At 41.2% G+C, this 21,215-nt stretch carries 16 protein-coding genes; 14 read left to right on the forward strand and 2 right to left on the reverse strand.

The window, feature by feature from the left end; translation table 11 throughout:
* Nucleotides 1–23 precede the first annotated feature (23 nt).
* From addB to MKY07_RS03650, 8 genes are all read left to right on the forward strand, one after another.
* Nucleotides 24–3,665 (forward strand): helicase-exonuclease AddAB subunit AddB, encoded by a 3,642-nt coding sequence (addB, locus tag MKY07_RS03615; protein WP_339263855.1) that lies wholly within the window; start codon nt 24–26, stop codon nt 3,663–3,665.
* Nucleotides 3,640–7,359 carry a helicase-exonuclease AddAB subunit AddA gene (gene addA, locus MKY07_RS03620; RefSeq protein WP_339263857.1) on the forward strand — a complete coding sequence of 1,240 codons (3,720 nt, stop codon included), beginning with the start codon at nt 3,640–3,642 and terminating at the stop codon, nt 7,357–7,359. Before addB ends, addA begins: the two co-directional genes overlap by 26 nt.
* A gap of 12 nt (nt 7,360–7,371) precedes the next feature.
* The gene (locus MKY07_RS03625) at nt 7,372–8,550 is read left to right on the forward strand and encodes a DUF418 domain-containing protein (protein ID WP_339263858.1); all 1,179 of its coding nucleotides are present in this window, start codon (nt 7,372–7,374) and stop codon (nt 8,548–8,550) included.
* Nucleotides 8,551–8,689: 139 nt separating this feature from the next.
* Nucleotides 8,690–9,592 (forward strand): fumarylacetoacetate hydrolase family protein, encoded by a 903-nt coding sequence (locus tag MKY07_RS03630; RefSeq protein WP_339263860.1) that lies wholly within the window; start codon nt 8,690–8,692, stop codon nt 9,590–9,592.
* Between the two features lie 210 nt (nt 9,593–9,802).
* Entirely contained in the window at nt 9,803–10,171 is a 369-nt protein-coding gene (locus MKY07_RS03635; RefSeq protein ID WP_014824620.1) for a YisL family protein, read from the forward strand.
* 279 nt (nt 10,172–10,450) lie between these two features.
* Nucleotides 10,451–10,753 (forward strand): transposase, encoded by a 303-nt coding sequence (locus tag MKY07_RS03640; RefSeq protein WP_014822792.1) that lies wholly within the window; start codon nt 10,451–10,453, stop codon nt 10,751–10,753.
* On the forward strand, nt 10,750–11,640 hold the full coding sequence (locus tag MKY07_RS03645) for an IS3 family transposase (RefSeq protein WP_339263660.1): 891 nt from the start codon (nt 10,750–10,752) through the stop codon (nt 11,638–11,640). Before MKY07_RS03640 ends, MKY07_RS03645 begins: the two co-directional genes overlap by 4 nt.
* Before the next feature lie 329 nt (nt 11,641–11,969).
* A complete protein-coding gene (locus tag MKY07_RS03650) occupies nt 11,970–13,424 on the forward strand; it encodes an alpha-amylase family glycosyl hydrolase (protein WP_339263861.1) in 1,455 nt (484 codons plus the stop codon).
* 54 nt (nt 13,425–13,478) lie between these two features.
* Here MKY07_RS03650 and MKY07_RS03655 read toward each other — a convergent pair whose 3' ends face one another.
* Nucleotides 13,479–14,285 (reverse strand): Cof-type HAD-IIB family hydrolase, encoded by an 807-nt coding sequence (locus tag MKY07_RS03655; RefSeq protein ID WP_008403583.1) that lies wholly within the window; start codon nt 14,283–14,285, stop codon nt 13,479–13,481.
* Nucleotides 14,286–14,387: 102 nt separating this feature from the next.
* Here MKY07_RS03655 and MKY07_RS03660 point away from each other — a divergent pair, with 102 nt between their 5' ends.
* The 5 genes from MKY07_RS03660 to MKY07_RS03680 all read left to right on the forward strand — a co-directional run bounded on the left by MKY07_RS03660 (nt 14,388) and on the right by MKY07_RS03680 (nt 19,229).
* Nucleotides 14,388–15,152: a prolyl oligopeptidase family serine peptidase gene (locus MKY07_RS03660; RefSeq protein ID WP_339263863.1), complete on the forward strand. Its 765-nt coding sequence runs from the start codon at nt 14,388–14,390 to the stop codon at nt 15,150–15,152.
* 62 nt (nt 15,153–15,214) lie between these two features.
* Nucleotides 15,215–15,523, forward strand: a complete 309-nt coding sequence (locus tag MKY07_RS03665; RefSeq protein WP_039966323.1) for a metal-sulfur cluster assembly factor — start codon at nt 15,215–15,217, stop codon at nt 15,521–15,523.
* Between the two features lie 174 nt (nt 15,524–15,697).
* A complete protein-coding gene (locus MKY07_RS03670) occupies nt 15,698–17,827 on the forward strand; it encodes an AAA family ATPase (RefSeq protein ID WP_339263864.1) in 2,130 nt (709 codons plus the stop codon).
* Between the two features lie 212 nt (nt 17,828–18,039).
* Nucleotides 18,040–18,342 (forward strand): transposase, encoded by a 303-nt coding sequence (locus MKY07_RS03675; RefSeq protein ID WP_014822792.1) that lies wholly within the window; start codon nt 18,040–18,042, stop codon nt 18,340–18,342.
* A complete protein-coding gene (locus MKY07_RS03680) occupies nt 18,339–19,229 on the forward strand; it encodes an IS3 family transposase (RefSeq protein ID WP_311774937.1) in 891 nt (296 codons plus the stop codon). The genes MKY07_RS03675 and MKY07_RS03680 overlap by 4 nt, the downstream gene beginning before the upstream one ends.
* A gap of 314 nt (nt 19,230–19,543) precedes the next feature.
* Here the strand turns inward: MKY07_RS03680 and MKY07_RS03685 are convergent, their stop codons facing one another.
* Nucleotides 19,544–19,741 (reverse strand): YjzD family protein, encoded by a 198-nt coding sequence (locus MKY07_RS03685; protein ID WP_008403579.1) that lies wholly within the window; start codon nt 19,739–19,741, stop codon nt 19,544–19,546.
* A 446-nt stretch (nt 19,742–20,187) separates the two neighbouring features.
* Here MKY07_RS03685 and MKY07_RS03690 point away from each other — a divergent pair, with 446 nt between their 5' ends.
* The gene (locus MKY07_RS03690) at nt 20,188–21,123 is read left to right on the forward strand and encodes a beta-ketoacyl-ACP synthase III (protein WP_008403578.1); all 936 of its coding nucleotides are present in this window, start codon (nt 20,188–20,190) and stop codon (nt 21,121–21,123) included.
* Nucleotides 21,124–21,215: the final 92 nt, after the last annotated feature.

Below are 21,215 nucleotides of genomic sequence, written 5' to 3' on the forward strand. Positions count from 1 at the left end.
GAAATAGAAGTGAGGTGGGAATTGTGACGTTACGAGTTATAACAGGACGGGCAGGCACGGGGAAAACGACTTTGATACACCGTGAAATAGTCAATGAGTTAAAAACAAATATATTTGGATATCCAATTTTTATTTTAGTTCCTGACCAAATGTCGTTTACAACGGAATATGAGCTGACGACGAACTATGACATTGAAGGAATGATGCGTGCACAGGTTATGACATTCAAACGGCTGGCCTGGTTTGTGCTGCAAAATGAAGGAGGTATCGCCCGCGAACGTATTGACGGCACAGGGTACCGCATGCTGTTACGACGTATTTTGGAAGAACATCAGGAAGAGTTCCTATTATTTAAACGCGCGGCAGGTAAACCCGGTTTTACGAAAGAAGTCGAGCAGATTTTAAAGGAATTCAGCCAATATCATATCGATGTGGAAACAATCGAGCCATTGATCGAGTCATTAAGATTAAATGGGGCAAGTGAAGTACTGCTTCATAAATTACATGACCTGAATATTATTTTAAAGCAGCTGCATGAACGGATCGGGACAGATTATATTGATGGCGATGGCTATTTCCCGCTGCTAATTGAACGCATTCCGAAAATGGAAAGCTTGCGCAATACCGATATTTATCTGGACGGGTTTGTTTCGTTTAATGGACAGGAATTTGCCATTTTAAAAGAGCTGCTTATTTATGCGAAGAGTGTCACAATTGTGCTCCCGATGGAAGACCCGCAAATGGATCTACTGGAAGGCTCGGTATTTTACAGAGCTGCGATGACGTATGACAAAATAAAGAATGAGCTGCAAAAGTTACGATTCGAACGAGGAATTGATATTGAAGAGGAGCCGCGTGTTCATTTAGAAGTAAACTACCGTGCGTCAAATCGGGACTTGCTCCATATTGAACATTGCTTCGACAAAATTACCGATAGACCAGTCGAATCAACGGGACACACGAAAATATTGGAAGGCGTAAATCCGCGCGCAGAAGTGCAAGGTATTGCCCAGGAAATTAAACAGCTCGTTCTGGAAAAGGGGCTGCGTTATAAAGATATCGGGATTATGTACCGTCAGGCAGATGTATATGATGCGATTATCGGAACGACCTTTACACAGTATGAAATTCCGTTTTTCTCAAATGAGAAGCGGGCGATGCTTTATCATCCGCTTATCGAATTTAGTCGATCTGTACTGGAAATTATCACAACTAACTGGAAATACGAACCGATTTTCAGAAGTATAAAAACAGATCTGTTCTTCCCATATGGAGCCAACTTAGTCGCGATGAGAGACAGAGCGGATATTTTGGAAAACTTCGTCATTGCGAAAGGGATTGTTCATGACCGTTGGATGAAAGAGGAAGTATGGCATTACCGCCGCTTTAAATCACTGGAAAAAGTAAACGCGGTCCAGACAGAAGACGAGCTGGAGCATGAACAGCTTTTGAAATCGGTACGAGACTTAATCCGTGAACCGGTACTGGCATTGCAAAACCGGTTGAAAGGCAAAAAGACTGGCCGTGAAATTGTCGTTGCACTGTATGAATTTATGGAGCAGCTTGATATTTATAAAAAACTGTTAAAAATGCAAGAGCAGGAAGAGCAGTCCGCTTCACTGCATCAGTCATTGGAGCATGAGCAGGCTTGGAATGGCTGGATTCATATTCTGGAGCAGTTTGACCTGATGTTCGGCGATAAAGTTATGCCGTTGAAAGAAGTTGCGCAAATTTTGGATGAAGGCTTTGAAACACTTGAATTTGCAAGTGTACCGCCGACATTGGATGAAGTGACCGTTTCGACTGTCGAGTTTGCGCGATTTGATAATAAAAAGGCGATTTTCGTAATCGGTGTCAATGACGGGGTGTACCCGATGCGTATGGAAGCGGGAGGTCTGCTGTCTGATGATGAGCGTGAAACATTTGAAAAAATCGATGTGGAACTTGCACCAGGTATAAAAAGCAGGCTCCTGCAGGAAAGCTTCCTGTTTTACCGGGCAATTTCTTCATCGACACAATATCTATATATTACGTATGCAAATGCAGACGAGGAAAGTAAAAGCAAACTGCCTTCACTTTATATTAACCGCCTTCACAGCATGTTTGAAATGACGGAAAACCGCGGTACACCAGATGAACAATCGGTTCGTACACTGCCACATCGGAAAATTGCGATGGACCCGCTTGATGAGTTCCAAAAAGACAATGTGCTCAATTATATACAGCACCCATCACCAGCAATTGGCTTCTTAATGACCCAGCTGAAGCAGGCGCAGCACGAACGACGTCCACTTACCGAAGAATGGGCAGCATTAAAAGCTTTTTACGAACGGGAACAGGGCTGGAAAGATGTGCTGAATGTCGTGGAAAAACCTTTATATACGACAAATGAAGCGGAGCCGCTAACGGAAGAAGTAGCGACAGCATTGTATGGAGAAGATTTCTTGGCGAGTGTATCGCGTATCGAACGCTTTTACAGCTGTCCGTATTCGCATTTTGCGTCCTACGGGCTGAAATTGCAGGAGCGTACAGAATTCAAGCTGGAAACGTTCGCGATGGGCGATCTGTTCCATGAGGCGATCCGGACGATTTTATCCGAGAAAGAGCCATCGATTCCGCTCACAACATATGTAGCGTGCTATAAAAAAGCGGATGAAACGATTTCAAAACTGGCGGATTATTTCTCTTACAGTATTCTGAAGAGCAGCCACCGTTTCGAATATATTAAAACAAAGCTTGTGAAAATTGTTGCCCGTACGATTTATGCGCTCATTAATCAAAGTGAGCTGTCGAAGTTTAAAGCGATTGCTCATGAAAAGCCATTTGGGAAGCGAGACGATAAAAATACGGAACAGGATGACCGCAATCCGCTGGAAGCACTGAAAATTGATTTGGAGCATAACCGGAAAATGTATGTACGCGGGCAAATTGACCGGATCGATGCATATAAAGATGCGGAAAACCTGTATTTGCGTGTCATTGATTATAAATCTAGCGGCCGTAAGCTCGATTTTACAGAAGTATATAACGGGATTTCACTGCAGCTGTTGACGTATTTGGATGTAGCGATGAAAAATATCCCGATAATCGCACGGGAAGGAAAGTTCATCCAGGACTTATCGGAGCTGGAAAATATCATTGTCCAGGCGGCAGGGATGTTCTATCTCCATGTGCATAATCCGCTTATTCCAACAGAGGACTATGAGCAGTATGAGCGTGTGGAAAGTTTACGTCAGGAGAAGTTCAAGTTAAGCGGCTATATGGTAAAAGATGTGGAAGTGGCACAGTTGATGGACAAGTCACTCGAGCCGAGTAAAACATCGATTATCGTGCCGGCAGCGTTTAAAAGCGGCGAGAATCCGGAATTTAACAACCGTTCATCAAAAGTGATTGAACAGGACCAGATGGAAAACCTGCAGGAATTTGTACACTATAAATTCCGTCAAGCGGGCAATGAGATTTACCGCGGAAATACGGAAATTAAACCGTACAGCCTAGGGAATCAAAAGGCTTGTACGTATTGCAGCTTTAAATCGGTTTGCCAGTTCGACCAGTCGGAAACCGGCAACAGCTATAATGAAATTAAAAAACAGCCGGAACAGGAAGTATTCGAAAATATTAAAAAGGTGGTATGTGCAGATGACAATTCCAGTGAAGCCGAATGATGTTCAATGGACAGATGTGCAGTGGAAAGCCATCTATGCATCCGGTCATGACATATTAGTATCGGCAGCGGCCGGTTCGGGAAAAACGGCCGTATTGATCGAGCGACTGATTCAAAAGATGTTAGCGCCTGAAGACAAGCGCATTGATGTAGATGAGCTGCTCGTCGTAACGTTTACAAATGCCTCGGCTGCGGAAATGCGTAACCGTATGGCAGAAGCGCTTGAAAAGGAGCTTGCCCAAAATCCGAACAACCAATTTCTTCGCCGTCAGTTAAGTTTACTGAACAAAGCACAAATCTCTACATTGCATTCATTCTGTTTATCGATTTGCCGTGAATATGCATACACGATAGACCTGGACCCGGGTTTCCGTCTGGCAAGTACGGAGGAAGCTTCATTATTACAGGATGATGTGCTGATGGATGTGCTTGAAAAGGCATACCGCGGTGATATGGAGGCATTGTTCACGAAAGAGGAGCTTTATACATTAATCGACAGCTTTGCGTCTGACCGCAGTGACCAGGCGATTGAGCTGTTGCTGCAGGAAATGTATAAAGTATCGCGCGTACAGCCAAACCCGTATGAGTGGCTGCGTGCATTGCCGGAAAAATATAATATTGATCCGGAAAGTCCAATTGATGAACTGGTCATTGCGCAGGAAGTCCGCCCGTTTATTATCGGGAGCCTGAGAGAAATTGCCACTCGTCTTGAAAAGGGATTGCAAATTGTGTCCGTTACACCAGCGTTAGAGAAAAATAAGCCATTGTTTGAAGCTGAATATACAGGGGTTATGCATGTACTCAAGGCAATGGAAGAAGGTTCATGGGAACAGGCATATGAGCTGATTCCAGCTGTTGAGTTCGGACGGATCAAGCCATTGACGAAAAAGGATACCGAGGAAGATAAACAATATTATGCGGTAGCGAAAAATCATCGTGATACGGCAAAAGAAATGCTGTCTGATTTAAAGGAAACATTTTTTGCACGCCATCCAAAGTTGTATGTACAGGAAATGGCGGCGACAAAGCCTATTTTGGAAACGCTCGTAAAACTGACGATTGAATACAGTGAAGCGTTTAAAAAGGCAAAGCAGGAGCGCGGCCTGCTTGATTTTTCGGATTTGGAGCATTATGCACTGGAAATTTTGAAGGATGAAGAAAGTACGTCAAATCCCCCTCTGCCATCTGATGTCGCATTGAATTTCCAGAAGCGTTTCAAAGAAGTGCTTGTCGATGAGTATCAGGACGTCAATTTTTTGCAGGAAACAATTTTACAGCTTGTGAAAAATGGCGGGGAGCAGGACGGGAATATGTTTATGGTTGGCGATGTGAAACAAAGCATCTACGCGTTCCGACTTGCAGAGCCACGTCTTTTCCTAGATAAATATAAGCGATTTGAAGAAGACCCGTCCGGAACAGGAATGAAAATTGACTTGAATGCCAATTTCCGTAGTCGTTCGGAAGTGCTGGAAGGTACGAACTATGTGTTTGAACAAATTATGGATGAAGAAGTCGGTGAAATTGCATACGATGAACAGGCAAAACTGAAGTTCGGGGCGAGCTATGATGAACAGCAAGTACCGATTGAATTAGTCTTACTGGAAGGTGATTCAAAAGCGCAAATCATTCCGGGAAGCGAAGAGGGTTCAGAGGAAGAGAGCATCAGCTCAGCACAGCAGGAAGCGCGCTACATTATACAGCGCATCCGTGATTTAGTCGATCGTGGTGGACAAGTATACAATCCGAAAACGAAATCGATGCGCCCTGTCAGCTACCGCGATATTGTCGTATTAATGCGTTCGCGTACATGGTATACGACGTTTGCGGAGGAATTCAAATTGGCCGGTCTGCCGCTATATGCCGAAACGGACGGCGGTTATTTTGAATCGCTAGAAGTCATGATTATGATCAACACGTTAAAAGTCATCGACAACCCGTATCAGGATATTCCGCTGGCGTCTGTACTGCGTGCTCCGTTTATCGGGTTAACTGAAAATGAACTGGCAAAAATCCGTTTAATTAATGGAAAAGTCCCTTTTTATGAAGCGTTAAAACAATATAAAGAAGAGGCAACGGGTGACATGCCAATTGAAACTGAAGCTAAGCTTGATAAGTTCTTTACGATGCATCAGAAATGGCGCCAGTTTTCCCGTCATGGGGCATTGGCTGATTTAGTATGGCAAGTGTATTTAGATACGAATTATTATGAAATGGTCGGCGCGATGGCGAACGGCAAGCAGCGACAGGCGAACTTACGGGCACTGCATGACCGTGCATTAAGCTATGAAAAATCGTCATTCCGCGGATTATTCCGCTTCCTGCGTTTTATCGACCGCATAAGTTCGCGCGGAGACGATTTAGGGATTGCGAAATCAACAAGTGAAGCCGATGATGTCGTGACATTGCTTACAATCCATAAATCAAAAGGGCTTGAATATCCGGTCGTGTTTGTAGCGGGGATGAGCCGGACTTTCAATACAAAAGACTTAGGCAGCCGCTATATTTTCGATCAGGATTTCGGTTTGGCGATTAAATCGGTCAATCCAGATTTAAATATCATTTCGACCTCTTTGCCGCATTTATATGTGAAGGAGAAAAAGCTGGCGAAAATGAAGGCGGAGGAAATGCGTGTTTTATATGTTGCGATGACTCGTGCAAAGGAACGACTTATTTTAGTCGGCTCGATTAAAGATTGGGAGAAGCAGAAGGAAGAATGGGCATTTTATCAGGAGCTGGAGGAGACGGTGCTTCCTGCATACATTCGTTCAAAAGCGAACAGTTATTTAAGCTGGGTCGGTCCGGCTGTTGCCCGACATAATGATTTCCTGTTTGCCGATTACGGCTATTCGAATGAAGCGGCAACAACTGAAAAGTGGACAGTCCGCATTATTCCAAACCGCGACTATTTGCTTGCCAATGAAGCGGAAACGGTAGAGCAGGAAGTGGTTGAACAGGCTGTGAATGAAGAGCTGGTGGAGCTGCTGACAAAACGCTTTACAACACCATACCCGTATGCAAATGCGGTGTCGAAAAAATCGAAAACGTCGGTGTCAGAGCAAAAGCGTCTCGAAAGTTTGCAGCAAATGGAAGAAGAGCAGCTTTACAATATGGAAGCGAAGCGCTACGTAAAAACCGATGTACCAAGCTTTATGCTGAAAGGGAAAAAAGAACGTAAACTTTCCGCAACCGAAGTCGGTACAGCTGTCCATGCAGTTATGCAGCATATCCCGCAGCAAGGATTTGCATCGATTAAAGAGACAAAACAGTATATCCAATCACTCGTAGAACGTCAGCTTCTGCAGAAAATTGAAGCAGATGCGGTTTCGGCAGAAAAGGTATTCGCCTTTTTTGAAACGGAAATAGGTGGGCGTTTTAAAAAAGCGAAACAAGTGCTGCGTGAAGAACCATTTACACTTAGTTTGAAAGATCAGGAAGGGGACGCCCAAATTATTCAAGGTGTCATCGACTGTATTTTTGAAGATGAACATGGGAACTGGGTACTTCTTGATTATAAAACGGACTATATCGAACAATATTTATTAGGCGATTTTGAGAAAATTAAACAAAAAATGACAAAGTCGTACCAAATTCAATTAAACTATTATCAGCATGCTGTCCAATCAATTAAGCGTATTCAAATAAGTGAACGCATTTTATATTTATATAGTATTGGACAAGAAGTGAAAATAGATTAGGGGGATTTGACGGTGGATTTTCGCCCAGTAGGTACGAAAGAGCGTGTTGCGACACTCGATATATTGCGTGGGGTAAGTTTGCTCGGCATTCTATTAGTGAATATGTTTGGATTTTACTTACCAATGCCGCATATAGCGGATTTAGGAAGCTGGTTTAACGAAGTGCAGGATATCATACTCCAGCAGCTTTTGGATATTTATGTACAAAGTAGCTTTTATCCGTTATTTTCTATGCTGTTCGGGTATGGACTAGCTATGCAATATATTAAAGCAAAGGAGACGGGTGCCGATTTTTACCGGTTTGCACCGAAGCGTCTCATTTTGTTGTTTTGTATTGGGATGTTTCATGCAGTTGTTATTTGGTGGGGCGATATTTTAGCGACGTACGCGTTTTGCGGTGTATTTTTAATCGCGCTTATTCGGTTAAAGGCAAAATGGCTCCTGCTTATAGCAATTGCGGTAAATGCTTTGTATCATGGTTTTAATTTAAGTTTATATGTTGCGGCAGGCTTTTTTACGTCATCAACGGATAGTTTTTCTGTCGATATTGAAGCAATTCAAAGTGCCTTAACAGCATACGGAATCGGGAACTGGACAGATGCATTTATGCAGCGTCTGGATGATTTATCGATTCAGATGGGTGTCATGATGTGGATTTCGTCTTTATTTACGATATTACCTTATATGCTTTTTGGCGCAGCACTTGCGAAATGGCGTCTCATCGAGCAAGCGAAAGAAAAAATCGCTGTTTGGATCATTCTGGCTGTAGCTGGTATGGGCGGTGGACTTTATATGAAGAGCTTGCCAATTGCCGGTGACCAAACATTCGGCAATGAATACTTGCAAGTTTACATTGGCGGACCGATGCTGGCGATAGGCTATATGGCAGTCATCACATTGCTGACACAATTGCCGGTCATTGTGAAACTGCTGTCGCCAATTGCAAAGGCTGGCCGTATGTCTCTTACGCTCTATCTGATGCAGTCCGTCATTTGTACGGTACTGTTCTACAATTGGGGATTCGGTTTATATGGAAAAGTAGATGTGCAGATGGGGATTTATATGGCGGTCGGAATTTTCGTCATCCAAGTACTGTTTGCGGAAATCTATTTCTCAAAATATAAACAAGGACCGATTGAAGCGTTGCTGAAAAGATTTACTTACGGCAAACCCGCAGAACGTAAATCGTGAACAAAGAATACGGAATTGTAAAAAGTTTTATGCGCCGAACGCTTAGTTTTACGTATTAAGTCCCTTTTTGTCAGAAAAGTAAGGCAATTGTTTTTATTTTAATGTATGATGTAAAAAAACAGAAGGAGTGCTCCACGTTATGAAATTGTTATCATTTAAAGTAAACGAACAAGTAAAGTTTGGCCCAAAAGTAAAAAAAGAAGAGGCAGTTTGGGATGTTATCGAAATCCAAAACCAACTTAATGTACTAAAAGACTTTCCGAAAACAATTATTGACGGGATTGCACATGGCTATGAATTTGTTGAGCAAGTTCGTAAATTAGTAGAGGCAGCTCAGAATCATGAAGATGGTGCTCAGTTCAAACTGGCTTATTCTGATATTGAGTGGCTGTCGCCAGTTCCTCGCACACCGAAAAATATTTTATGTGTTGGTAAAAATTACAGTGATCATGCCCGTGAAATGGGTGCAGAAAAGGCACCGGAACATATCGTTGTCTTCACAAAGTCACCAACTGCAATTGCCCCGGATGAATCAACATTACCTGTGCATGCAGATGTGACGGATTCTCTTGATTATGAAGGAGAGTTGGCTGTCGTAATCGGCAAACGCGGAAAAAATGTTCCAAAAGCAATGGCATTTGATTATGTGTTCGGCTATACAATTGCCAATGATCTTACAGCCCGTGATGCACAGGAGAAGCATAAACAGTTCTTCTTAGGCAAGAGCTTGGAAGGCAGCTGTCCAATGGGGCCGTATTTAGTAACAAAAGATGAGATTCCTGATCCGCATACATTGTCCATTGTGACGAAAGTAAATGGTGAAGTACGTCAAAACGGTTCGACAAAAGATATGCTGTTTTCCGTTTCCGAAATTATTGAGACAGTTTCTAAATATGTCACATTAGAGCCAGGCGATGTTATTTTAACAGGTACGCCGGCCGGAGTCGGAAAAGGGATGAACCCGCCGCAATTTTTAAAAGCAGGCGATGAAGTGAAAATTGCAATTGAAGGAATCGGGACTTTAGCAAATCGATTTGCTTAATGAAATTAGGATATTCATAGCTGCAGATTGCTAGATTCGCTATTAATAGGCAGTAGATTTTCTGGTATAGGGAAATCTACTGCTTTTTTGCGGAAAAGTTTCGTTTTTTTATGACAACTCATAGAACACTTGGCAGATTCAATTGAATTTATAGGGCTTTACATGGTAGGATATTGGCTGTAGAGAATAAATAGAAGAGGTGGAAAATTCGTGGATTTCTTAACTAGTACGACACATATGCACATCACGACTTGGGTAATAGCATTAATATTATTCTTTATCGCTGCATTATCCGGCAAAAAGATGAAAGCAGTACACATGATCTTACGTGTAATGTATATTTTAGTAATCGTTACAGGGTTGTCTTTATTCCTGGAATGGCGCGACAAGATTTCTGAAAGCGGCATGAACTATGATATGAAAGTTTTATTTGGTATTTTAGTAATCGGCTTTATGGAAATGGTGCTAGTACGGAAAAACAAAGGCAAATCTGTCAACATGTTCTGGGTACTATTCGGTATCGTTCTATTAATCACATTATACTTAGGCTTAAGCATGGGTATCGGTGTAAACTTCTAATAAAGGTTGAAGCGTGTAAAAAGTGGAGGTGGCTTTTTACACGCTTTTTTGTATGGCGTAAGGGCAGCGGTGAGAGGTTCTACATTATCTCCGGAAATTTCTACATTCGTCGCAAAACTTTCTACTTTAAGGGAGAAATGTTCCACATTAGATCCAAGTTGTTCTACTTTTCCGGCCCATCGTTCTACATTTCACCCCCAAAGTGAGGTTAGTATAAAAAATGGACACGTCTTAAGAGACACTTTAAGATTAAGATATCTAAAAAAGGACGTGGAACCGATGAAAGAAAAACAAACTCGTAAGCGATTAGACGCACAAACAAAAGAATACATTTTAAAGTCTGTTTTAGAAGATGGCGCAAAAGTTTCGGATCTGGCATTTAAGTTTGAAATTGGGTCTTCAACGATCCATAAATGGATTAAAGATTATCGTGAATCGAAAAACCAGGATGTCACACGTTACTTTACTTCTAGCGAAGTAGATAAGTTGCAGGCAGCGTTTGATAAGAAGTTACGTGATTTGGAAGAAGAGAATGAAATTCTAAAAAAGGCTATGCACATCTTCGCGAAAAACCCCGAGTGATTTATGCATTCATTGAAAAGCATAAAAACGACTTTGGCATTGCGATGATGTGTAAAGTATTGATGGTTTCAAAAAGCGGTTATTATGATTGGCGTAAAAAACAGATACAGCCCTTATCGGAAAAAGAAGTACGTGATACAGAAATTGCCCATCAGATTCATCGATCGTATGCGAGGAGTTTTGGTACATACGGTAGCCCTCGAATTGCGCAAGACTTAGCGAGTTTAGGTTATGTCTGTTCGCAAAAGAAAATTGCGAATATGATGCGAAACCTTGGGTTAAGTGCCATAATCCCGAAAACTGTTCAACGAACAACGGATTCCAATCACCATCAATTTATTTATCCGAATCTAGTCAAACGTCAATTTCAAGTAAAAGAGAAAAATAAAGTATGGGTCGCAGATATAACTTATATCCGAACACTGGAGGGGTGGGTGTATCTTGCGTCAATCATGGATTTATATTCTCGTAAAATCGTCGGCTGGGCCATCGCAGATCATATGGAAGAAACATTAGTAGATCAAGCCTTGAAGCATGCATTAGCAGTTCGAAAACCCGAGAAGGGATTAGTTCATCATTCAGATCGAGGCGCACAATATTGTGCCACAAGCTATACAAGAACTTTAAAAGAACATGGGATTAAAATTAGCATGAGTCGTAAAGGAGATCCCTATGACAATGCGTGTATTGAATCCTTCCACGCCACAATCAAAAAAGAATGGATCTATCGTCACCGTTTCGAATCCAAAAAAGAAGCAAGAAAGAGCGTGGAGTCATATATCGTAAACTTTTACAATGAACGACGACGTCATTCAACAATCGGTTATTTATCACCAAACCAATTTGAGAGAAATCAACAGGAGCCCGTTTGTCAAAGTGCCTCTTAAAATTCTCTTGCAGGGTTTTCATCCGCCCATGCCCTGGTCAGGGCATGGACGGATGAAAAGCAGAGCAACCGAAGGGCGGTAGCAAAAAAGTCTCTTAACGCGTGTCCGAAATATTGACAGAAGACCAAAAGTTCTAATATCCCCGGAAGTTACTACGAAAACTTCTACTAAAAGACACCCCGCTACCAATTTCTAACATTCTGTAATAATCCATACACATTTTTGTCACGTATTTGCCGAATTTCCTATAAATAACTTTTTAAGCTAGCTACGTTTGTACCTTTTTTGGTAAAATGACGTTGGACTGTATATGAAAGAGAGGGAAATGAATGGGATTTAATAAATGGTTTCGTACATTGGCTGCGGGTGTGCTGCTTTCGACTTCATTGTCAGTTGCTGCTGTTGCAAATGCGGAAGAAGAGCGTACGATTGCAGATGAAAGTATATATGACGTTTTAGTGGACCGTTTCTTTAATGGTACCGGTAAAAATGATGATGATACAGTAAATACACAGGACCCGATGATGTTTGCAGGCGGGGATTTCAATGGTTTACTGAAGAAAATCGATTATGTCGCAAATATGGGGTATACGATGCTTTCGATTGGCTCTGTATTTGAGACTGAAAAATATGATGGATCGATGCCAACGAGCTACACAATGTTTGACCACCGATTTGGTACAGCCGAGGAATTTAAAAAAATGGTCGAGGCTTATCAAAAACGTGACATCAAAATAATGGTAGATTTCCCTATTTCCAATGTAAGTCCAAACCATGAACTTTCAGAAAAACAAGGATTTGCAGCATCTGAAAACGAAGGGAAAATACAGTGGGACTTAACGAATGAAGAAGTACAGAATGAGCTGATCAACAGTGCTGTACAATTTGTGAGTACATATAAATTAGATGGGGTTCGTTTGACGAATATTGAACAAGCCGATACTGCATTTTTAAATCGCTTTATCGAGCAGTTAAAAGCAGCAGGTGCTTATACAATTGCGAATGCGGAAAGTGATGCAAATTTTGACGCGAAATTTTACAGTGATACTGCTTCAAACTTTACAAATGCATTTAAAAATGTCGATTTAAATACGACTGTACTAGAGCCTCATATCGAGGAAATGCTTTCAGGGACACCGGTTTTGTCGATGACGGATACGATTTGGTCGGATCGCTTCACATTGGCGGCAACAGAGGAAGGTATGTATCCGCCGACACGGAGTAAAATTTCCATCGCGAGCACACTCTTACTTCCAGGTGTACCAGTAGTGCAATATGGGTCTGAAATTGCGATGAATGGGGAAGCGGGTGTTGAAGCACACCAATACTACAATTTTAAAACGGATTCAGAATTAGCCGATTATGTAGGAAAGCTCCAGTCATTAAGAAATGATTCCGAGACATTGCGTAACGGGGAATTTAAATGGCTTGAAAATGAAGACGGCTATCTTGTATTCGAACGCAAATCCGATGAGGAAACATGGATTGTTGTCATTAATAATAGTAGTAAGACAAAACGTGTGCATATTCCGGTAGCTGAGCTAGGTGAAGGAAAAGAAGTTCGCGGCATGTTCAACAGTGAAATTATTCGTGAAAATAAGGACGGCAATTATGCGATTATTTTAGACCGCGAAATGGTGGAAGTGTACCAGGTGATTGAAGCGCGGGGTATTAACACTTCTTACATTGTGGCACTTGGTTTGGTCGTTGTATTATACACAGCATTTATGATTGCTATTATGAAGCGCGGGAAAAAACGCCGTGCCGAGAATTCAGCACAATAAAAACAGCCTGGAGAAGCAGACACATGCTTTTCCAGGCTGTTTTTATTTTAGCTGTTACAGTTTCAAGCGGTCCTGCAAAAACTTCGCAATACCGTCTTCATTGTTCGATAGCGTAATTTCATTGGCGATTGTTTTCAAATCGTCAATTCCGTTACTCATCGCAACCCCAACACCAGCGTAATCAATCATCTCCAAGTCATTGTCCTCATCGCCAAATGCAATGATGCGTTCGCGCGGAATGCCCATTTCTTTTGCGATATAGTCGATCCCTACCGCTTTACTTAACCCTTTATGGACAATTTCGATAATTGGGAAAGGCGCCCCCCAACGTCGATGCTCAATCAGCTCAGCGTGGACATCCTGCAAATGCTTGCGGATAATCGGTGTATTAACATCGTCGGCTTGAATGAGTAAACTTGTCGGGTCTTCCTTTAATGTATTTTTCAGATCGCCTGTTAAAATATTGGGGTTACCCATATGTAGCAACTGAAGCACACCTTCATCTTCACGATGAAGATATACATCATCCATTACTTCGGCGATTAAGTTGTCGTATTCATATTTATGAACAGATTCTACAACATCGTGGACTACGCTTAAATCGACTGTTGTATGAATCGCTTTCCACATCGGATTTTTAGGGTGGTGGATGAGGGCTCCGTTAAAATTGACAATCGGGGTTGTTAAACTCAACTCCTGATAATAAAGCTGACTCGCACGATACGGACGTCCTGTCGCAATCATCACCTGATGACCGGCTTCCTTTGCTTTCAACAACGTTTCCTTTGTCAGCAAAGAAATCTTTTTCTCGTCCGTCAATAAAGTGCCGTCTAAATCTAATACAATTAAATGTTCGTTCATAAGAGTAAGCCTCCTTTAGCCTGGGTATAATTGTAACGTGCAAATTTAGCATTCGTCAAAGTTTTGAAACATTGACCAATTTTTGCTAATGTAAACAAAGAGGTGAGTAATTTGATAGTTAATAAAGAACAATGGAAGTCCATTCCACTACTGCATGTATATGATGAAACGATGGATGAGCAAACACCGGTCGTTATTTTTCTTCATGGGTTTTTGAGCGCAAAGGAACATAATTTACATTACGCTTATCAGTTTGTGCAGCAAGGTGTACGCGTTATACTACCGGATGCATTATTGCATGGTGAGCGCTCGAATCAATTGACGGAAGATCAGATGAACTTTAACTTCTGGAAAATTGTATTAAAGTCGGTGGAAGAAGTACATACTATTTATGAAGAATTGAAGCTGAAAAACTTAGCTGGGAGCAAAGTTGGGATTGCCGGCACTTCAATGGGCGGAATCGTCACATCAGGCTGTTTAGCAATCTATCCATGGATTGAAACGGCAGGTATTTGCATGGGAACGACAAGCTATACGAAACTGGCTCTTCATCAAGTAGAGGAATTAAAGCAAAAGGGCGTAACCTTCCCATTGTCTGAAGAACAGCAAACTGGTCTGATTCAAATGCTGCAAAAATTCGATATGGAACAGCATGAGGATCTATGGGCAAACAAACCGATTATTTTCTGGCATGGTGAGCGCGATACGGTCGTTCCTTATCATATGAGCCGAGATTATGTTGAACAACTAGAAAAAGAAAAAAAAGCAGAACATATTACTTATTTGGCAGAACAAAAAGCAGGCCATGCCGTATCGAGAAATGGGATTTTGCAAGTCACGCAATTTATGGCGCAATGTTTGGCATAAACCATACGTTCTGCTATGATTAACAATAACACCATGGCGAAAGGGGAAATTTAAAAATGGCAATTGATCACGATATGAAAGAAAGTATGTTAGGTGCATTGGAAAACGTAATTGACCCTGAGTTAGGCATTGATATCGTCAACTTAGGTTTAGTATATGAAGTGGATTTAACAGACGAGGGCTTAGCAATTGTTACAATGACATTAACATCAATGGGCTGTCCGCTTGCTCCGGTAATTGTTGACCAAGTAACAACTGCACTTAGTGAATTACCGGAAGTAAAAGAAGTAAAAGTTGACATCGTTTGGCAACCGGCATGGTCTAAAGACAATATGTCCCGTTATGCAAAAATGGCATTAGGTATTCGTTAATAAAAGTAAATAAATCAGTAGAAATTCGGTCATTTTGCATAAAGGCAAAGTGATCGATTTTTTTTACGAACATATATGCGAAGGAATCTGGGTGTAATTATTTGTTGTTTGACCAATTTTGACTTATAATTGAATTAATCAAAAAAGGTCAAACTAAATGAAAGGGTGCACTGTATGCAATTTAATCAAACTCAAGATAATCGTCCGCCATTAGAACAATTTGGACGTAATTTAATTGAACAAGTAAAAAAAGGTAAGATGGATCCGGTTATCGGACGAGATGAAGAAATCCGAAACGTCATTCGTATTCTGTCACGTAAAACAAAAAACAATCCGGTCCTCATCGGTGAACCAGGTGTTGGTAAAACGGCAATCGTCGAAGGATTGGCACAACGTATCGTGAGACGGGATGTACCTGAAGGATTGAAAGATGCGGAGCTTTATGAACTGGATATGAGTGCGCTCATTGCCGGGGCATCGTATCGGGGACAGTTTGAAGAACGACTGAAATCTGTATTAAAACAAGTGAAAGAATCAGAAGGACGCATCATTTTATTCATCGATGAGATTCATACAATTGTCGGTGCAGGGAAAACGGACGGAGCAATGGATGCAGGAAATATGCTGAAACCAATGCTTGCACGCGGTGAACTGCATTGTATTGGAGCAACAACATTGGACGAGTACCGCATGTATATCGAAAAAGATCCTGCATTGGAACGCCGCTTCCAGCAAGTAATGGTGCGGGAACCTTCTATTGAAGATACGGTATCCATTTTACGCGGTATAAAAGATCGATTTGAAGAACATCATCGTGGCGTACGCATTCATGACCGCGCAATTATTGCAGCGGCCCAGCTGGCAAACCGCTATATTACAGACCGCTTTTTACCGGATAAGGCGATTGATCTCGTTGATGAGGCATGTGCAATGATCCGTATTGAAATCGATTCAATGCCACAGGAACTGGATCAGTTAACGCGCCGTCTTACACAGCTTAAAATTGAGCAGCAGGCTTTGAAAAAAGAAAAAGATGACGCGAGCAAAAAGCGTCTTGAAATAATTACTGATGAAATTGATACATTGGATACTTCGATTAAATCGATGAAAGAACAGTGGGAGCTTGAAAAAAACGGCTTGCAAATCGTGCGGGATAAAAAAGATGAACTGAAAAAAATGGAGGCCGAACGCGATGACTTATTTATTTCAGGCAATAATTTAGCGCGGGCAAGTGAGCTCCAATACAGTAAAATTCCACAGCTTGAAAAGGAAATCTCCGAGCTGGAACAGCAGCTGAAACAGTCGGAAGGTAACCGCATGCTGCGTGAAGAAGTGACGGAAGAGGAAATTGCTAAAATCATTTCACGCTGGACAGGTATTCCGGTAACGAAGCTTGTTGAAGGTGAACGCGAAAAGCTGCTCCGTTTAAAAGATACGCTGCATGAACGGGTAGTCGGTCAGGACGATGCGGTAACTTATGTAACAGAAGCAGTATGGCGTGCACGTTCAGGTATCAAAGACCCGAATAAACCAATCGGAAGCTTCCTGTTCCTAGGGCCAACTGGTGTCGGAAAAACCGAATTGGCAAAAGCATTGGCCGCACAATTATTCGATTCAGAAGATCATTTCATCCGAATTGATATGAGCGAGTATATGGAGAAACATTCTGTGTCACGACTCGTCGGAGCACCTCCAGGCTATATTGGCTATGAAGAAGGCGGTCAGCTGACAGAAGCGGTACGCCGCAACCCGTATTCCGTTGTACTCTTGGATGAAATCGAGAAGGCGCATCCGGATGTCGCGAATATTTTACTGCAAGTGCTGGATGATGGCCGCATTACGGATAGCCAAGGACGGATTGTCAACTTTACGAATACCGTCATTATTTTGACATCGAATATCGGCTCGCAGTTTTTACTGGAAGGATCAGAAGAATCAGAACAGCTTGTCCAAACGGCATTACGCCAACACTTTAAGCCAGAGCTGCTAAACCGTATGGATGATATTATTATGTTCCATGCCTTATCGAACGAGCACTTCCATAAGATTGCCTGGAAATATGTAAAGCAGCTTCAAGATAGAGTTGCCGAACAGGAAATTACGTTATCAGTGGACAGTCAAGTGGTCGACTGGATTGTGAAGCATGGGATTGATCCGCAATTCGGTGCACGTCCATTAAAACGCTTTGTCCAACGCCATTTAGAAACGATTGTTGCACGTGAACTGTTAAAAGGGGAAGTCGCAGCAGGTGGAACATTGTCAATTGCATTGGAAAATGAAGAGCTGGTTATAAATTCAAATTAAGTGGGAAAAAAGCTTGTACGTGAATGGCGTACAAGCTTTTTATATGTAAGGGATATGCTAATAAGGCTGACTGAAGTTCTAATAAAAATGAAGAAGTTCTAATAAAAGCCGGAAGTTCTAATATAAATGTCGGTTGTGAGGTTAGTATAAAAAATGGACACGTCTTAAGAGACACTTTAAGATTAAGATATCTAAAAAAGGACGTGGAACCGATGAAAGAAAAACAAACTCGAAAGCGATTAGACGCACAAACAAAAGAATACATTTTAAAGTCTGTTTTAGAAGATGGCGCAAAAGTTTCAGATCTGGCATTTAAGTTTGAAATTGGGTCTTCAACGATCCATAAATGGATTAAAGATTATCGTGAATCGAAAAATCAGGATGTCACACGATACTTTACTTCTAGCGAAGTAGATAAGTTGCAGGCAGCGTTTGATAAGAAGTTACGTGATTTGGAAGAAGAGAATGAAATTCTAAAAAAGGCTATGCACATCTTCGCGAAAAACCCCGAGTGATTTATGCATTCATTGAAAAGCATAAAAACGACTTTGGCATTGCGATGATGTGTAAAGTATTGATGGTTTCAAAAAGCGGTTATTATGATTGGCGTAAAAAACAGATACAGCCCTTATCGGAAAAAGAAGTACGTGATACAGAAATTGCCCATCAGATTCATCGATCGTATGCGAGGAGTTTTGGTACATACGGTAGCCCTCGAATTGCGCAAGACTTAGCGAGTTTAGGTTATGTCTGTTCGCAAAAGAAAATTGCGAATATGATGCGAAACCTTGGGTTAAGTGCCGTAATCCCGAAAACTGTTCAACGAACAACGGATTCCAATCACCATCAATTTATTTATCCGAATCTAGTCAAACGTCAATTTCAAGTTAAAGAGAAAAATAAAGTATGGGTCGCAGATATAACTTATATCCGAACACTGGAGGGGTGGGTGTATCTTGCGTCCATCATGGATTTATATTCTCGTAAAATTGTCGGCTGGGCCATCGCAGATCATATGGAAGAAACATTAGTAGATCAAGCCTTGAAGCATGCATTAGCAGTTCGAAAACCCGAGAAGGGATTAGTTCATCATTCAGATCGAGGCGCACAATATTGTGCCACAAGCTATACAAGCACTTTAAAAGAACATGGGATTAAAATTAGCATGAGTCGTAAAGGAAATCCCTATGACAATGCGTGTATTGAATCCTTCCACGCCACAATCAAAAAAGAATGGATCTATCGTCACCGTTTCGAATCCAAAAAAGAAGCACGAAAGAGCGTGGAGTCATATATCGTAAACTTTTACAATGAACGACGACGTCATTCAACAATCGGTTATTTATCACCAAACCAATTTGAGAGAAATCAACAGGATTCTGTTTGTCAAAATGCCTCATAAAGTTCTCTTACAGGGTTTTCATCCCTCCATGCCCAGGTCTGGGCATGGAGGGATGAAAAGCAGAGCAACCGAAGGGCGGTAGCAAAAAAAGTCTCTTAACGTTTGTCCGAAATATTGACGGAAGACCAGTTGTTCTAATAAGAAGCCCTACTGTTCAAATAAACAAGCCAACTATTCTAATATCAAGTATGTAACTTCTAATATTGTATAGAAGCGTTCTAATAAAAAATGAGGTTGATAAGCGCCGTAACAAATAGGGCAGTAAATAACAAGGGGCTGTCCAGTAATTTTACCGGACAGCCCCTTGTTATCTATTAATGATGCTCTGCTTCTGCTTCTGGAGTTGATTCGTTTGGAATGATTGCAGCGATAATAATAACTAATACGCTGAATACTAATGATACGATTACGCCATTCATGAAGTTAAAATCTACACTTAATACAGAACTTACTACATAGTTTAGCATTGAAACTAATAAGAATGACCAAAAGAACGTAATGATATATTGCATCAAATTCACCTCATTGAACTTATTTATAACGTTATTGTGAAATTACATCTTCAATATCATACCACAAGCCTTCATGAAATTAAAAGGGCGAATCAAATTATTCTTCAAGTTGTCATAAATGCCTGTTTTTATCGCTTTTATAAGTAGGAATTAACAGGAAAATAGAGAAGATTAGCTCGAATTTGTTTCATTAACAATATTCGTTTTTAACAATTGTTTCATTAAAAAATTTAAACGTAATAAACGTCCATCCGCATTTCAATTTCTGTAAGATGTTTCTCAGTTATTATAGCCAATTTAATGTGGAGAAAAACAAGAATAAATGTCCAATTCCTCGTTTTCCAGAAATTTTAATTGTGTTCAAAATAATTATGCTCTATAATTAGTACCAACTACTAATAATTAGTTATATTTTTTGATTCACGAGAAAACAAGGGGGCTATTATATGAATGCCGGTATTATAGGGATGGGGAAATATGTTCCGGAAAAAGCTATACCAAATAAGGATTTTGAAAATGTTTTAGATACATCAGATGAGTGGATTCGTTCTCGTACAGGTATTGAAAACCGTTTTATCGCTGAGAATGAAGAAACATCGGATTTAGCATATAAAGCAGCAGTGCAAGCGATTGAAAACGCAGGTATTACGCCAGATCAAATCGGTTTAATCGTAGTGGCAACCGTTACACAGGATCAGAATTTCCCGAGTGTAGCTTGTCAGATTCAAGAGCGACTTGGAATATCGGGATGTGGCGCAATGGATGTGTCCGCTGCATGCTCAGGATTTATTTATGGAACGGCTATTGCCAAACAATTTATTGAGAGTAATAGTTATGAATATGTGTTAGTAGTAGGTGTTGAAAAACTGTCGAAAATTGTGGATTGGGATGATCGCAACACGGCTGTCCTTTTTGGAGATGGTGCAAGTGCGGCCGTTCTCGGAAAAGTTTCGGAAGGGCGCGGTATTCTGGCTTTCGAACTAGGAGCTGACGGAACAGGCGGAAAGCATCTTTATTTAAATCCTAAAAATCACATTGCGATGAATGGTCGTGAAGTATTTAAATTTGCGGTTCGTCAAATGGGCGAATCGGCTGTAAATGTCATTGAAAAGGCAGGCATGACAAAGGAAGATGTCGATTATTTAGTGCCGCATCAGGCAAACATCCGCATTATGGAAGCCGCAAGAGAGCGTCTTGACTTGCCAGAGGAAAAAATGTCGAAAACAATCCAAAAATACGGCAATACATCTGCCGCTTCAATCGGAATTTCTATTGTAGAAGATTTGGAGTCTGGTAAAATCAAAGATGATGATATCGTTGTTTTAGTCGGTTTCGGCGGTGGGCTTACATGGGGAGCGCTCGCATTAAAGTGGGGTAAATAAAAACTTGGGCTCTTGGGAGAATGGTACAATATTTTCCCTATGGAAAGTGTTCGAATGAAATGGAAATTAACCTTTAAATAGAGGAAAGAACT

Source organism: Solibacillus sp. FSL W7-1472 (assembly GCF_037969775.1).
Taxonomy (GTDB): Bacteria; Bacillota; Bacilli; order Bacillales_A; family Planococcaceae; genus Solibacillus; species Solibacillus silvestris.